Annotated in this window: 12 protein-coding genes; 3 read left to right on the top strand and 9 right to left on the bottom strand. The window is 77.2% G+C overall.

The window, feature by feature from the left end:
* Positions 1–170 precede the first annotated feature (170 nt).
* The 5 genes from BLQ97_RS11110 to BLQ97_RS11090 all read right to left on the bottom strand — a co-directional run bounded on the left by BLQ97_RS11110 (position 171) and on the right by BLQ97_RS11090 (position 6,006).
* Positions 171–416, bottom strand: coding sequence for a hypothetical protein (locus tag BLQ97_RS11110; protein ID WP_091365951.1), 246 nt, complete (start codon positions 414–416; stop codon positions 171–173).
* A gap of 112 nt (positions 417–528) precedes the next feature.
* Entirely contained in the window at positions 529–2,934 is a 2,406-nt protein-coding gene (locus tag BLQ97_RS11105; protein ID WP_091365950.1) for a phosphatase PAP2 family protein, read from the bottom strand.
* Between the two features lie 115 nt (positions 2,935–3,049).
* Complete coding sequence (locus BLQ97_RS11100; protein WP_091365949.1) at positions 3,050–3,364, bottom strand: anti-sigma factor family protein; 315 nt, start codon at positions 3,362–3,364, stop codon at positions 3,050–3,052.
* Positions 3,354–4,073, bottom strand: a complete 720-nt coding sequence (locus BLQ97_RS11095; protein WP_091365948.1) for an RNA polymerase sigma factor — start codon at positions 4,071–4,073, stop codon at positions 3,354–3,356. The genes BLQ97_RS11100 and BLQ97_RS11095 overlap by 11 nt, the downstream gene beginning before the upstream one ends.
* Before the next feature lie 103 nt (positions 4,074–4,176).
* Entirely contained in the window at positions 4,177–6,006 is a 1,830-nt protein-coding gene (locus BLQ97_RS11090) for a glycoside hydrolase family 15 protein (protein ID WP_091365947.1), read from the bottom strand.
* Between the two features lie 119 nt (positions 6,007–6,125).
* Here BLQ97_RS11090 and BLQ97_RS11085 point away from each other — a divergent pair, with 119 nt between their 5' ends.
* On the top strand, positions 6,126–7,535 hold the full coding sequence (locus BLQ97_RS11085) for a dihydrolipoyl dehydrogenase family protein (protein WP_217637150.1): 1,410 nt from the start codon (positions 6,126–6,128) through the stop codon (positions 7,533–7,535).
* Positions 7,536–7,545: 10 nt separating this feature from the next.
* Positions 7,546–8,805: a cation:proton antiporter gene (locus tag BLQ97_RS11080; protein WP_091365946.1), complete on the top strand. Its 1,260-nt coding sequence runs from the start codon at positions 7,546–7,548 to the stop codon at positions 8,803–8,805.
* Between the two features lie 173 nt (positions 8,806–8,978).
* Here the strand turns inward: BLQ97_RS11080 and BLQ97_RS11075 are convergent, their stop codons facing one another.
* Genes BLQ97_RS11075 through BLQ97_RS11060 form a run of 4 tightly spaced genes read right to left on the bottom strand, consistent with a single transcriptional unit; the run spans position 8,979 to position 13,048 of the window.
* Complete coding sequence (locus tag BLQ97_RS11075; protein WP_091365945.1) at positions 8,979–10,598, bottom strand: GMC oxidoreductase; 1,620 nt, start codon at positions 10,596–10,598, stop codon at positions 8,979–8,981.
* Positions 10,599–10,623: 25 nt separating this feature from the next.
* Entirely contained in the window at positions 10,624–11,556 is a 933-nt protein-coding gene (locus BLQ97_RS11070; protein ID WP_175471685.1) for a cyclase family protein, read from the bottom strand.
* Positions 11,553–12,374, bottom strand: coding sequence for a glucose 1-dehydrogenase (locus BLQ97_RS11065; protein ID WP_091365943.1), 822 nt, complete (start codon positions 12,372–12,374; stop codon positions 11,553–11,555). Before BLQ97_RS11065 ends, BLQ97_RS11070 begins: the two co-directional genes overlap by 4 nt.
* The gene (locus tag BLQ97_RS11060) at positions 12,371–13,048 is read right to left on the bottom strand and encodes a hypothetical protein (protein ID WP_091365942.1); all 678 of its coding nucleotides are present in this window, start codon (positions 13,046–13,048) and stop codon (positions 12,371–12,373) included. The genes BLQ97_RS11065 and BLQ97_RS11060 overlap by 4 nt, the downstream gene beginning before the upstream one ends.
* A gap of 203 nt (positions 13,049–13,251) precedes the next feature.
* Between BLQ97_RS11060 and BLQ97_RS11055 the strand changes: the two genes are divergently transcribed.
* Positions 13,252–14,445, top strand: coding sequence for a hypothetical protein (locus tag BLQ97_RS11055; protein WP_091365941.1), 1,194 nt, complete (start codon positions 13,252–13,254; stop codon positions 14,443–14,445).

Genomic DNA, 14,445 nt, shown 5'->3' with positions numbered 1-14,445 from the left:
GCTGGTCCGCCGGTGGCCGCTCGGTCAGAACGGCGGCGGTTCGTCGTCGGGGTCGGCCGGGTCCTCCGGTGGTGGGCTCTGGGCGGGTGGCGGTAGTGGTCGCACGCCCGGTGGACGCGTCGCGCGGGTGGTGCCCGACGGGGCGGTCACCGTCAGCACGCCGTCGGCGGTCATGTGGAAGTGCCACCGGACGGCGGGTCGAGATCGTCGGGAGTCTCGTCGGCGAGCCCCAGCACCAGCTCCGCCTCGTAGGCGGCCAGCCGGGCCTTCAGGACGGCGACGTGCTCCAGCTCGGCGGCCTTGTGCTCACGCGTGAGCAGCCCGGCCGGCAGCCGGCGCAGCTCGGGCCGCTCGGCGACGAGCAGGCCGAGGAGATCACCCTCGCACGGCGGCACGTCCTCCCCGATCTGCTCCACGAACCGAACCTACGACCGGGGTACGACAGAAACCGCAGGTCAGGGGCGTCGTGCCCTCGGCGCACCCGGAGAGGCGGCGTGGGCGGAGGGGCGACCGGCCCGGCGCGCCGGGTCACGGAGAGGTGGGGAGCACGTGGGGGCGCGCCCGCCGGTCGATCGCCAGGCCGACGGCGGCCGGCAGCCAGGTGGTCAGCGAGCGGGTGACGACGACGGCGGCGCACGCGGCGGCCACCGGTGTGCCGAGTCCCCCGAGGAGCAGCAGGAGGAGGACCTCCGGCGCGCCGGGCAGGCCGGCCGCCGGCAGCGCCGTCCACAGCAGCCGCAGGGCGGCGTAGCCGGCCACGACGGCGAGGACAGGTACCCGGCCGCCGGCCGCGTACAGCGCGCAGGCCAGCACGGTGGCCTCGAGCGCCGTGGCCAGGGCCGCCCAGCCGAACAGGGCCGCCCGGTCCTCGCGCGGCCCCGTTGGCCGCGGCACCCGCGGCGGGGCGGGGTCGGAGCCGGCGCGGCGGGCCGCGAGCTGCCCGGCGCCGGTCAGCACCCACGCGGCCGCGCCCGTGGCGGCCGCCGCCAGGACCGTGGCCGGGGACCGCCAGGTGGGGACGGAGCCGTCGACGGCGGCCAGCGCGAGTGCCGTCACCGCCACCACGGCCGACCCGCCGAGGCCGGCCAGCGCCGTCCGGACCGCCGCCGCGTGCGCGTCCGGCGGCAGCAGCCCGGCGCGCTCCAGCAGCCGCGCCCGGGCCCGGCGCTCGCCGTCGCGGCCGCGGACCAGCCCCACGTTGCGCGCGACGAGGGTGAGCACGAGTGCCCGGCCGACCGACACCCGCCGGTCGGCGGCGTGCCGGACGGCGGTCGCGCGGGCGAGGGACGCCGCCCCGGCCAGCAGCAGGGCACCGCCCAGCCACCGCCAGCCCTGGGGGCCGATGCTGCCGGCCGTGGCCCCCGCCCCGGCGACGAGCACGGGCCCCGCGAGGGCCACGGCACACCCGGCGGTCACGAGCACCCGTGCGGCCGGTCCCGCGGGCGGGAAGGCGGGACGGTCCGGGTCGGGCAGGTCCAGTCGGGCGTGGACGGCGGTCCGCACCGCGCGGAGCCGGGCGGGGTCGTCGTGCAGCCGCCGCCGGGTCTCCCACGACAGCGCCAGCGGGGTGAGCGAGGGCAGTGCGGCCGCGACGGCGGCGTCGCCGAGGACGTCGACCGCCGTGGCGACCAGCACGGCCGGCTCGGCCGGGGAGCCGGGCGCGGCGGCCAACGACGCGAGCAGCTCGGCCACGTCGACGGCGGTCTCGTCGTCGGTGGCGCCGGTCCGGGCGTTGCCGAAGTCGACCAGCCACGGCCGGCCCGCGGGGTCCACCAGCACGCTGGCGGCCACCAGGTCGCGGTGCGCGACGCGCGCGGCGTGCGTGCGGGCGACCTGCCCCCACACCTCGCGGAGCAGGCCCGGCGTGAGCTCGCCGGCGGCCAGCTCGTCGAGCGGCCGGCCCACGACGTACTCCTGGACGACGACGGCGTCCCGGTCCGCGCCGCGGGCCAGCAGCACCGAGGGCACCCGGACCCCGCGCCGCTCGACCGTCAGGGCGGCGACCGCCTCGTGCTCGGCCTGGTGGTGCAGCGGCGCCAGGGCGTCGGCGTCCTTCACGTCCCCCACGGCGAAGACCCGCCACCACCGGTACAGCCGGTCGCGCTCGTGCCTGTCCGGCGCCAGGTACTTGACGTAGAGCCGGCGCCCGTCGGCGTCGACCGCCTCGAAGGGCTGCGAGCTGCGGGCCCGCACCGCGGCGGGCGCCACGCCGGTCACCGGCAGCCCGAAGCGCCGCAGCACCGCCTCGACCCGTGCGGGCCGCACCTGCCGCGTCGGGACCCCGGCGAGCCAGTGCACCAGCGAGCCGATCGCCCAGCCGAGGGCCACGCCCCCCACGACGTCCAGGGGCAGGTGCGCGCCCACGTAGACCCGCGCCACCGCGACGGTCCAGGCCAGGGTCCAGGCCACCCGGCGGCCCCGCCGGGTCAGGTAGGGGGCGGCGGCCGTGGCCAGCGCCGCGGCCACCGCGGAGTGCCCGGAGACGAAGCCGGCGCCACCGGCCGGACCCTCGTGCAGCACCGCGCCGACCGGCAGGCCCCCGGGGCGCTCCCGGCCGACCAGGGCCTTCACCAGGTCGGCGGCCACGTAGGCGGCCAGCCCCGACACCAGGAGGTCGCGCGCGGCGCGGAGGCGGCGTCCGAGGGCGGCCGCGACCGCCAGCACCGGGACGGCGAGCACGTTGCCCAGCTGCATGACCACCCAGACGGCGGGCAGCACGGCGGCCGGCAGGTCGTTGACGAGTCGGAACAGGTCCCGCTCGAGGACCGGCAGCTGACCCCGCCGCGCGATGAGCACGCCGGTGCCGAGCACCACGAGACCGAGCGCCACGCGCACCGGGTCGGTCGTCAGCCGCTGCGGGCGTGACCGCACGGGACCGGCTCCCGGGCGGGTGCCGGGGGCCGCCCGGCCCTCCGGGACGGTGCGGGTGCTCACCCGGCCAGTGCAGTCCTGCCGCGCGTCGCCAGGCAGGGTCCTCCGGCCCTGCCGGAGGGTGCGTCCCGTCCCGGCCCGGAGCGGCGCCGCCGGGGCGCGGGACCGGTGGTGGTGGTCAGGAGGAGCCGGTGCCGCCCTCCGCGGGGTCGCCGTGCAGGGCGGTGAACACGTCGAGCAGCCGCTCGCGGGCCGCGGCGGGCAGCGTCGGCAGGGGCAGCGTCCGCAGCGCGGCGGCCGTGCTGCGGACCTGCTCGAGGTAGACCACGCACGGGTCGCAGAGCTCCAGGTGCGCGCGGACCGCCCGGTCGACCGGCTCGGGCAGCGCGCCCTCGAGGTGCTCGGTCACCAGCTCGACGAACTCCTGGCAGGCGACCTCCAGGACGTCGTCGGCAGCGGCGCGGGGTGCCGGTGCCGGGTTCTCAGCCACCATCGTCCGGTTCCCCCCGTGCCCCGCGGTACACGTCCTCCAGCCGCGCCCGCAGCCGCGCGCGGCCCCGGTGCAGCAGGATCCGCTGGTTGCCGGCGCTGATCCCGAGCCGCTCGCACACCTCCTCCGACGTCAGGCCGAGGACGTCGCGCAGCTCCACCACGGTCCGCTGCCGCTCGGGCAGCTCGGCGAGGGCCGTCCGCAGCTCCCGGCGGACCTCGCCGGCGACCACGGCCTCCTCCGGCGGCGGCTGCCACGGCCGTGGCAGGCCGGCGTCGGTCCAGTGCCGCGGCCAGCGGTCCTCGCTGCCGCGGAATCGCGCCGGGTCGACGGTCGGGCCGCCGTCGGCCCCGTCGCCGTCGGGGAGGAAGGCGGTCGACCACGGCACCGTGCGGGCCTCCCGGCTGCCGCGGCTGCGGGCCTGGTTCTCCAGGATCCGGAACACCCAGGTGCGCAGCGACGACCGGCCCTCGAACCGGTCCAGCTGGCCGATCACGGCGAGCCACGTGTCCTGGACGACCTCCTCGGCGGAGGCCCGGGTGGACACGTACAGCAGCGCCACGCGCAGCAGCACCCCCGACCAGGCGTCGACCAGCTCGGCGAACGCCTGCCGGTCGCCGGCCCGCAGGCGGCCGAGCAGCTCCGCCTGGGCGTCGCTGCCGCCCTCCCGGACGGCGGCGACGACCGCCGGTAGCCCCGGCTGCTGCTGCATGGACCTGCTCCTCGCACCACGACGACCGGGGACGGGAGGACGTTGCGGCCATCCTGGTGAGCGAGGGGCGGCGGCGTCAGGGACGGAGGTCCCGTCAGGGCACTCACCTCCGGGCCTGCTCGGCCTGGTCGATCGCCCACGCCGCGTTGACGAGGCCGATGTGGCTGAACGCCTGCGGCACGTTGCCGAGCAGCTCGCCGGTGGCCGGGTCGACCTCCTCGGCCAGCAGGCCCAGGTCACCGACGTAGCCGACGGCCCGCTCGAAGACCTCCCGCGCCCGCTCCACCTGCCCGGCCAGCGCGAGGGCCTGGGCCAGCCAGAAGGTGCACAGCAGGAAGGTGCCCTCCTCACCGGCCAGCCCGTCGACGCCCTCCTCGGTGTGGTACCGGTAGACCAGCCCGCGGTCGTCGGTGAGCCGGTCGGCGATCGCGTCGATGGTGGCGAGCATCCGCGGGTCGTCGGCCGGCAGGAACCCGACGATCGGCAGCATGAGGTTGGAGGCGTCCAGCGCGGTGGAGCCGAAGTACTGGCCGAAGGCGCCGGCCTCCTCGCTCCAGCCCTGCTGCAGGACGGTGTCGCGGATCTCCTCGCGGGCCTTCTGCCACGCGTCGACCCGGTCCTCGCAGCCCAGCTGCGGGGCCAGCACGATGGCCCGGTCCAGCGCCACCCAGCACATGACCTTCGAGTACAGGAAGTGCTGTGGCTCGCCGCGGACCTCCCAGATGCCCTGGTCGCGGTCCCGCCAGCGGACGGCGGCGGTGTCGGCGCAGGCGGCGAGGAACGCGCGGGTCTCCGCGTCGAGCCCGGGGAGCTGGTCGCGCAGCCGGGCGGCGGCGCCCAGCAGCTCGCCGTACACGTCGACCTGGCGCTGGTCCCAGGCGCCGTTGCCGACCCGCACCGGCCGGCTGTCCCGCCAGCCGCGCAGGTGGCCGAGGGTCCGCTCGCTGAGGTCGTGCTCGCCGGCGACGCCGAACATGATCTGCAGCGAGGTGTCCGGGCCGATGCCGCCGGCGCCGGCGGTGGTCATGAAGGCGAAGAAGTCCTCGGCCTCGTCGGGGCAGGCCGCCACCCACAGCGCCTCCATGGTGAAGCTGGCGTCGCGCACCCACGAGTAGCGGTAGTCCCAGTTGCGCTCCCCGCCCACGCCCTCCGGCAGCGACGTCGTCGCGGCGGCGACCACCGCGCCGCTGGGCTGGTAGGACAGGCCCTGCAGCACCCGGCCCGAGAGGTGCACCAGGTCGGCCCAGGGACCGTCGTAGGTCTGGTGCAGCGCGCTCCACGACTCCCACGCCTCCAGCGTGCGGTCGAGCAGCGCGGCGAGCTCCGGCTGGGACCACACGTGCGCGGGCTCGGGGTCGCCGAGGGTGCTGCGCTGCAGCGCGAGGTGGACGACGTCGCCGGCGTGCAGCCGCAGCCGGGCGGTGGCCTGCCCGTCCTCGAGCGCCGCGGCCCCCGGGAGGGTGAGGACGAGCCAGTCGGCGCCGCCGCGCGCGGCGACCCCGCCGTCGAGGTGCGAGAGCAGCGGCACGATCAGCCCGTACTCGGGCCGCGGCCGGTACTCGACGACGACGTCGACCGCGCCGGCGGTGCAGGCCAGCCGGCGGACCAGGACGTGCGGGGCGTCGGTGCCGATGCGGTGGCCGCCGTTGTCCGGCCCGAGCCCGAGCGCGTCGGTGAGCACGAGTTCGCCGCCGGCGGTGCGGAAGGTGGTCTCCAGCGCCAGCGAGCGGCCGGCGTAGCGGCGGGCCGCCGTCCAGTCGCCGTCGGGGTGCACGGACCAGTGGCCGGCGTCGTCGTCGAGCAGGCGGGCGAACACCGCCGGGCCGTCGAAGCGCGGGAAGCACAACCACTCCACGGTGCCGGTGCGGTCGACCAGGGCGCAGGAGTGCCGGTCGGAGAGGAAGGCGAGGTCGGCGATCGGGGTGGAGCTCATGGCGGTCTCCCGGGGTCGGCGGTCGTGCCTGTGCAGTCGCGCCGACCCGGGTGCCGTTACGCGTAACGCCCGGCCGCGGCGTGGGACGGACGGGACGGGAACCGGTCGAGGAGGTCCGCGTGTCCGAGGTGCTCGAGGTGCTCGAGGTGCTCGAGGTGCTCGAGGTCGACGTCGTCGTGGTCGGGGGCGGTCCCGCGGGGGAGGTGGCGGCCGGCCGCTGCGCCGACCGCGGGCTGGACACCGTGCTGGTGGAGCAGGAGCTGGTGGGCGGCGAGTGCTCCTACTGGGGCTGCATCCCCAGCAAGACGCTGCTGCGGCCCGGTGACGTGCGGGCCGCGGCGGCGCGGGTGCCCGGCGTCGGGGCCGGAGCACCGCCCGACGTCGCCGCGGTGCTCGCCCACCGCGACGCCATGACCTCGTCCTGGGACGACGTCGGGCAGCAGCGGTGGCTGGCCGACCACGGGGTCCGGCTGCTGCGCGGCACCGGCCGCCTCGCCGGGCCGCGCCGCGTCGAGGTCGCGGGCGGCCCGGCCGTGACCGCGCGCCGGGCGGTGGTGCTCGCGACCGGGTCCCCGGCGGTGCTGCCCCCGGTGCCCGGGCTGGCCGACGTCCGCCCGTGGGACAACCGGTCGGCCACCGCGGCGAAGGAGGTGCCCCGGCGGCTGCTGGTGCTCGGCGGCGGCGCCGTGGGCCTGGAACTGGCCCAGGCCTTCCGGCGGCTGGGCGCGGCCGAGGTGACCCTCGTCGAGGGCGCCGACCGCCTGCTCGCCCGGGAGGAGCCGTTCGCCGGGGACCAGGTGCGGGACGCGTTCGAGGCCGAGGGGATCGCCGTCCGGCTCGGTGCGCGGCTCACCGCGGTCCGCCGCGAGGGCTCCGACGGGCCGCTGCGCGCGACGCTGGACACCGGCGAGGAGCTGGCCGCCGACGAGGTGCTCGTCGCCGCCGGCCGCCGCCCACGGACCGGCGACCTCGGCCTGGAGACGGTCGGGCTGGAGCCGGGACGCCCGGTGGAGGTGGACGACCGGATGCGCGCCGCCGGCGTCCCGGGCGAGTGGCTGTACGCCGTCGGGGACTGCACCGGGCTGGCGCCGCTCACCCACATGGGCAAGTACCAGGCGCGCGTCGCCGCCGACGTGGTCACCGGCCGCGACACCCGGGACCGGGCCAGCCGCGACGCCGTCCCGCGGGTGACCTTCACCGACCCGCAGGTGTGCGCCGTCGGGCTGACCGCCGCGCAGGCGCGGGAGCGCGGCCTCACCGTCCGCGTCGTCGACGTCGACACCGGGGAGGTCCCCGGCTCCTACGTACTCGGCGAGGGGCTCAGCGGGACGACACGGCTGGTCGTCGACGACGCCGCCGGCGTCCTCGTCGGCGTCACGATCACCGGCAGCGGGGTGCAGGAGCTGCTGCACTCGGCCACGGTCGCGCTCGTCGCCCGCGTGCCGCTGGCCGACCTCGCGCACGCCGTCCCGTCCTTCCCGACCGTCGCCGAGGTGTGGCTGCACGCCCTCGAGGCGGCGGGGATCTGAGGAGCCCACCGTGCCCGACGTGTCGTTCACGAACCTGCTGGTCGTCACCGCGGTGGCCGCGGCCGTGCCGCTCGCGCTGGGCTGGGCGCCGCGGCTGCGCGTCCCGTCGGTGGTCCTGGAGATCGTCGCCGGCGTCGTGCTCGGCCCGTCGGTGCTCGGCTGGGTCGAGGTCGACCTGCCGGTGCAGGTGCTGGCCCTCGTCGGGCTGGCGTTCCTGCTGCTGCTCGCCGGCCTGGAGATCGACCTGCGCGGGCTGCGCGGGCGGTCGCTGGGGACCGCCGGCCTGGGCTACGCGGTCGGCCTCGCGCTGGCCGTGCTCGTCGGGCTGGGCGCGCACACCCTCGGCTGGACCGCGAGCCCGCTCTTCCTCGCCGTCGCGCTGACCTCCACCGCCCTGGGGTTGGTCGTCCCGGTGCTCAAGGACGCCGGGGCGGTGACCTCGCCGGTCGGGCAGACCACGATCGCCGGCGCCTCGGTGGCCGACTTCTCCGCCATCGTGCTGCTCACCCTGCTGTTCTCCACCTCCGGCGGGGGAGCCGGGACGACGGCGGCCGTGCTCGCCGGCCTCGGCGTGCTCGTGGCGGTGCTCGCGGTGGTCCTGGGCCGGGTCGGGATGGGGATGCGGCTGGGGGACGTCCTGGTCCGGCTGCAGGACACGACGGCGGAGATCCGGGTGCGGCTGGTGGTCGTGCTGCTGTTCGCCTTCGTCGTGCTGGCCGAGCGGCTGGGACTCGAGCTGCTGCTCGGTGCGTTCCTGGCCGGCGCGCTGGTCGGCGTCCTCGACCGCGACTCGGCCACCCACCCGCACTTCCGCACCAAGCTCGAGGCGCTCGGCTTCGGCTTCCTGATCCCGGTCTTCTTCGTCTCCAGCGGCGTGCGGCTGGACCTGCGCGGGCTGGTCGAGGAGCCCAGCGCCCTGCTGCGGGTGCCGGTGTTCCTCGCCGTCCTGCTGCTGGTGCGCGGGCTGCCCGCGCTGCTGCACGTCCCGGCGCTGGGCCGGCGGGGCGCGGCCGCGGTCGGGCTGCTGCAGGCGACCTCGCTGCCCTTCCTGGTGACCGCGGTGCAGATCGGCGAGGCCACCGGCCGGCTGGACCCGGTGACCGGGGCGGCGCTGGTCTGCGCCGGCCTGCTGTCGGTGCTGGTCTACCCGGTCCTGGCCCTGGGCCTGCTCGGGCGGGCCGGCCCGGACGTGGACGCGGCAGGCCCGGAAGCGGGCCGGGTGCCGGCGCCGCGCCGGGCGCAGAGCGTGCCGGGACGGCCACCGGCCTGACGCTGGCGGGTGGCCCTGACCTCCCCCCGAGGGGGGACCTCCCACCGTCCGTGACCGGGACCCACCGTCCGTGACCGGGACCCACCGTCCGTGACCGGGACGTCGTGCTCTGCCCACCCCCCGTGGGCAGAGCACGACTCGTCGCGGGAGGTCCCTCGGGAGGTCCTGCGCGGTCAGGCCGTCGCGGCCCCGGCGGACTCCGGCGCCGGCTCCGTCCGCGGCTGCGGCACGGCGCGCGCCGCGGACGGGACCCCGAGCCGCTCGGCGACCCGGTCGGCGACCCGCAGCGCGTTCGCGATGATCGTCAGGGTCGGGTTGACGGCGGTGCTCGACACGAAGAACGAGGAGTCGGCCACGTACAGGTCCTCGACCTCGTGCATCCGGCAGTCGAGGTCGAGCGGCGCGGTGGCCGGGTCCGGGCCGAAGCGGATCGTCCCGTTCTGGTGTGCCACGCCGCCGATGCCGAGCTGCCCGCCGGCGTACTGGCGGTTGTCGTACACGTCCTGCTCGCAGCGGATCGCGTCGAGCAGGCCCGTGAGCCGCATCCGCAGCCGGGCGACCTCGGCGGCGTTGGTGCGCCGGTAGGCCAGCCGGATCCCGCCGTCGGCGTCCAGGGTCACCCGGTTCTCGTCCAGCGGGAGGTCCTCGGTGGTGAGCCAGAAGTCGATCGAGTGGCGGGCCAGGTCGGCGGGGTCCCGGGCGTCGGGGACGTCGAAGCCGATGAGCACCGCATCGCTCTTGCCGTTCATCTGGATCGAGCCGACCGGGTACTCCCAGTCCGGGTCGAACGGGTCGCGCCAGTAGAGGTCGTTCACCCCGATCGTCTTCTGGAAGCGGGTCGGGTTCGGCGTCTTCGAGAACGCCACCAGCCCGGAGTTGTTGTGCAGCATGAGGTGCCGGCCCACGTGCCCGGAGCCGTTGCCCAGGCCGTCGGGGTGGCGGTCGGACGCCGAGGCGAGCAGCAGCGCGGCGGAGTTGATCGCCCCGGCCGCCAGGACGACGACGTCGGCGGTGTACTCCTCGCGCTCGCCGTCCCGGTCGACGACGACCCGCGACACCCGGTGGCCGGCGGCGTCGGTCTCCAGCCGGACCACCCGCGCGCGGGTCCGCAGGGTCACGTTCGGGTGCCGCAGCGCGGGCTGCACCGTCATCACCTCGGCGTCGGCCTTGCCGTGCACCAGGCAGGGGAACCCGTCGCAGGTGGCGCATCGGACGCACGCCGACAGCTGCGGGTGCGCCTCGTCGAGCAGGATGCCGTTCGGCAGGGAGAACGGGTGCAGGCCGGCGGCGGTCAGGTCGGCGCGCAGCTGGGCTATCCGCGGCTCGTCGCTGATCGCCGGCCAGGGGTAGGGACCGGACGCCGGCGGCTCGTCGGGGTCCTCGCCGCGGGTGCCGTGCACCTGGTAGAGCTGCTCGGCGCGGTCGTACCAGGGCGCGAGGTCGGCGTAGGTGATCGGCCAGGCCGGCGAGACGCCGTCGACGTGCTGCACGGGCCCGAAGTCCCGCTCGCGGAAGCGGTAGAGGATCGCGCCGTAGAACTTGGTGTTGCCGCCGACGTAGTAGTGCTGCTTGGGGGTGAACCGGCGCCCGTCGGCGGCGTCGGTCCACTGCCCGCTGTTGGCGTAGCGCCGGTCCGCCCACAGCGCCCGCGGGTCCCAGTTCTCGACCTCCCGCGGCAGCCAGTCGCCGCGCTCGAGGACCAGGACCCGCTTCCCCGTGGGAGCCAGGGCCCAGGCGACGGCACCACCGCCGGCTCCCGACCCGATGACGACGACGTCGACGTGCTGGGCCATGGTGACCTCCTCGGGGAACGGCGACTCAGCTGATCGCCAGGGGCGTGACCCAGGCGCCGGTGGCGCCGCGCAGCTTGGCGTGGCTGACGACGAGGCAGAACTCGCGCAGCCCGGCCGCGGCGGCCTCGGCCAGCCGCAGGTTCTCCAGCACGACCACGCCGTGCCGGACGTTGAGCGTCTGGGGGACGACGAAGGGCTCGTCGGGGTCCTCGGGCGGGACCGGCCCGTAGCTCCAGGTGTCGCAGCCGGTGAGCGCGACGCGGTGCTCGGCCAGCCAGCCGGCCAGCGCCGTCCCCGGGCCCGGTTCCCCGGCGGAGTAGCGGCCGGGGTCCTCGCCCCACAGGCGGCCCCAGCCGGTGTGGACCAGCACGGCGTCGCCCGGGCGCAGCGACCGGTCGCCGAGCGCGGCCTGCGCGTCGGCGACGGTGACCACGTCGCCGGGGCCGAGGGCGTCGGCCCCGCGGACCGCGGCGACGTCGAGCAGCAGGCCGCGGGTGACCACCTGCGGCAGCGTCTCGACGCCGAGGCGATTGGTGCCCCACTCCTCGGCGACGTCGGCGATCCGGTGCCCGTTGTAGGTGCGGTCGCCGACCTGCAGGTGGTTGAGGGCGTCCACGTGGGTGCCCATCTGCTGGGTGGCGGTCACCTGCTCGACCACCCAGTTCACCGCGTTGCGGCCCCAGCCCCCGGGGCCGCCGCCGGGCCGGCGGCGGTTGACGAAGTGCGCGTTCGTGGTCAGGTACGAGCGGAACGTGCGTCCCGGGAAGGCGGGGACGTCGGCGTGCAGCACGTGGGCGAGGTCGAGCACCCGGCCGGTGCGCACCAGCCCGACCGCCGCGCGCACGACCTCGGGGGTGATCTCGTTGAGCGCACCGGCCTCGTCGTCGGGGCCCCAGCGCGAGGGGAACCACCCCGCCGTCCGCTCCTCGGCCGACGGCGGGGTGTGCAGCGTCGTCACTCCGACGACCAGGTGGTCTCGAACGACGGGTAGAGCGTCAGGCCGCCGTCGACGAAGACGGTCTGCCCGGTGACGTAGGCGGCCTCGTCCGAGCAGAGGAAGGCGGTCACCGCGGCCATCTCCTCGGCGTCCCCGGCGCGCCGCATCGGGATGTGGCTCTCCACCATCTGCCGCTTGACCGGGTCGTCGATCCACGACCGGTTGATCGGGGTCACCGTGGCGCCGGGGCCGATGCCGTTCACGCGGATGCCGCGCGCGGCGTACTCCAGCGCCAGGGTGCGGGTGAGGTTCTGCATGCCGCCCTTGGACACCGAGTAGCCGACGAACCGCGGCTTCGGGATCACCTGGTGGACGCTGGACACGTTGACGACGCAGCCGGGGGAGCCCGCGCGCAGCCAGCCGCGGATCGCCTGCTGGCTGCACAGGAACGCGCCGCGCAGGTTGACCGCGAGCACCCGGTCGAAGGCGGCGACGTCGAGCTCCTCGCTGTCGGCGGCGACCTGGATGCCGGCGTTGTTGACCAGCAGGTCGACCCGGCCGTACTCGCGGTGCACTTGCTCGAACATGGCGCCGACCTGGTCCTCGGAGGACACGTCGGCGGCGACCAGGATCGGGTGGGTGCCGGCCGCCGACATCTCCTTCACGCACATCTCGACGCCGTGCTCGATCGCCTCCCGGGTCTCCTCGGCGCCCTCGGGCGCGCCGACGTAGTTGATCGCGACGTCGACGCCCTCCTCGCCGAGGCGGATGGCGATGGCCTGCCCGATGCCCGAGCTGCCGCCGGTGACCAGTGCCGTCTTGCCCTGCAGACCCTTCACGTCCTGCTCCTGTCGGTGAGTGCCCGGTCCCGTCCCGCCGAAAAGGCGGCGACGGCGTCGTCGGGGGTGCGGATGCGGTCGGCGCCGACCAGGGCGCCGAAGGGGGCGTTCCAGAACGGGTCGCCCGACGTGGGCCCCTCGTGCGGGCCGACGTAGAGGTACGGCTCGGGCGTCGCGTCGTCACCGGGGGAGACCCCGAGGTTCACGGCGTCGACGGTGAGCGCGAGGTCCAGGTGCTCGGGCCACAGCACCGGCTCGGCCGGGGCGCCGAGCCCGGCGGTGAGGCGGCGCAGGGCCGTGTCGCCGAGGGCGTACCAGCCGGCCAGCCGGTGGGCGGCGGCCGCGTCGACCGGCAGCGGCGCGTCCGGGTCGGGCACGGTGGCCGGGGCGTAGCTGCCGCGCAGGCCGAGGGCGACGCCGGCGTCCTCCGCCGCCCGGCCGAGCGTGGTGAGCGGGTGCTGGTGCCGGGTGCCGCCGTCGGTGACGACCAGCCGGTCGCCGACGACGGCCAGCTGCCGGCCCCCGACCCCCGCGGTGGTGGCCAGGCCGCCGGGGTGCGGGCGCAGCCGGACGGTGCCGGAGGCGGCGAACTGCCCGGCGGCGAGGACGTGCTCGGCGACGAGGTGCCAGCTGTGCCGCGTGGTGACCAGCGCCGGCGGCGAGGTGCGCGTCATGCACCCGGAGTCCGCCGTCCGCGCCGTTCGTTACGCGGCTTGCTGGACGGGCGGGACCTCCGTCGGAGGTGCACCGGGCCCGTGGTCGCGACGCGCCGGGAAACCGCCCGACGGCGCGCCGGAACCGGGTGACAGCCGCGGGTCCGGTGTCCCAGATTGGGCCCCCTGACAGCCCGGGAGCGGACGCGGTGGGGTGACGGCGGGTGGCGGACCTGACGATCGACCGGGCGTCCGGTCGCCGCGCGCAGGAGCAGGACCACCGCGCACCCGACCTGCCCGCACCCCACCAGCCCGCGCCCGACCACGTCCCGCCCCCTCCCGGCCCGCACGGCCCGCCGCACCCCGACCCCACCGGTGTCCGGCTCGCCCGGCTGACGGCCCTGGCCCGGCTCACGCCCGCGCAGGCCGTCGAGCTCGGCGCGGACCTGCTGGCCGAGGCCGCGGGCGCCCCGGAGGACGCCGGGGCGGGCGGTCCCGACCCGCTCGACCGGGTGCTCGTCGACACCGACGGGCGGGTGCACCTCGACCCGACCGCGGGTCTCTCCCCGGCGGCCCTGGCCGAGCTGCTCGCCAGCACCGCGGCGGCCGCGCGGCCCCGCGGCCGCCCGGCGGAGGGCGCGGCGGCGGACCTGCTGGCCCGGCTCGACGCCGCCGCGGCCGACCTGCCGGTGGCCGGCGTCCCCGCCGCGGCCGAACGGCTCCAGGAGGCGGCCCGCGGGTCCGACCGCGCCGCCGTCCGCGCCGAGCTCGCCGCGCTGGTGCGGGCCGTCGTGGCCGGCCCGGCAGCGGCACGGGCCCTCCCTCCGGCGACCCCGGGGCGCGCGGTCCCGGCGCGCCGGTCCTCCCTCGAGCCGTCGGGCAGCGGGTGGCGGCGGGTCGGCGGGTGGCTGCTGTCCGTGGTGCTCCTCAGCGCGGTGGTGGTCGTCGAGGTCGTGGTGCTCCGGGACGACATCGCCGCCGACGTCGAGGTGCTGCTCGACGCCGGCCGCAGCGGCGCCGAGCCGACGGCCGCGCCGGAACCCGACGGCCTGCCGGTGACCCCGCCCGCGCCCGCGGCGGCCGGGGACGTCGCCGCCGTCGACCTGCGCAACCTCGCCGCCTGCACCCCCGGCGCGCCGTGCACCGTGCGGGTGCAGGTGCGCCTCGTGCCGGGCAGCGGGGAACGGCAGGTGAGCTGGACCTACACCCTCGTCGACCGCTGCACCGGCGCCACGTCGACCGCGCCCGGCGGGTCGGTCGCCGTCCCCGCCGCCGGCACGCGGGCCGAGGCCGTCGGGGTCGTCGCGCTGCCCGCCGCTCCCGCCGTGGCGGTGCTGGCCGTCACCGAGGAGCCCGCCGCCGCGGCGTCCGCCCCGCTGTCCGTGGGCTCCTGCCGGACCGACGCACCGACCGGCTGA

The sequence above is a fragment of the Geodermatophilus telluris genome, assembly GCF_900102745.1.
In the GTDB taxonomy this organism is placed as follows: Bacteria; Actinomycetota; Actinomycetes; order Mycobacteriales; family Geodermatophilaceae; genus Geodermatophilus; species Geodermatophilus telluris.
This window is presented reverse-complemented; position numbering and strand designations above follow the sequence as displayed.

Coding starts and splice junctions, on each gene's coding strand:
- BLQ97_RS11075 (WP_091365945.1), bottom strand. CDS start 10,598: ATGGCCCAGCACGTCGACGTCGTCGTCATCGGGTCGGGAGCCGGCGGT.
- BLQ97_RS11090 (WP_091365947.1), bottom strand. CDS start 6,006: ATGAGCTCCACCCCGATCGCCGACCTCGCCTTCCTCTCCGACCGGCAC.
- BLQ97_RS11100 (WP_091365949.1), bottom strand. CDS start 3,364: ATGGTGGCTGAGAACCCGGCACCGGCACCCCGCGCCGCTGCCGACGAC.
- BLQ97_RS11060 (WP_091365942.1), bottom strand. CDS start 13,048: ATGACGCGCACCTCGCCGCCGGCGCTGGTCACCACGCGGCACAGCTGG.
- BLQ97_RS11095 (WP_091365948.1), bottom strand. CDS start 4,073: ATGCAGCAGCAGCCGGGGCTACCGGCGGTCGTCGCCGCCGTCCGGGAG.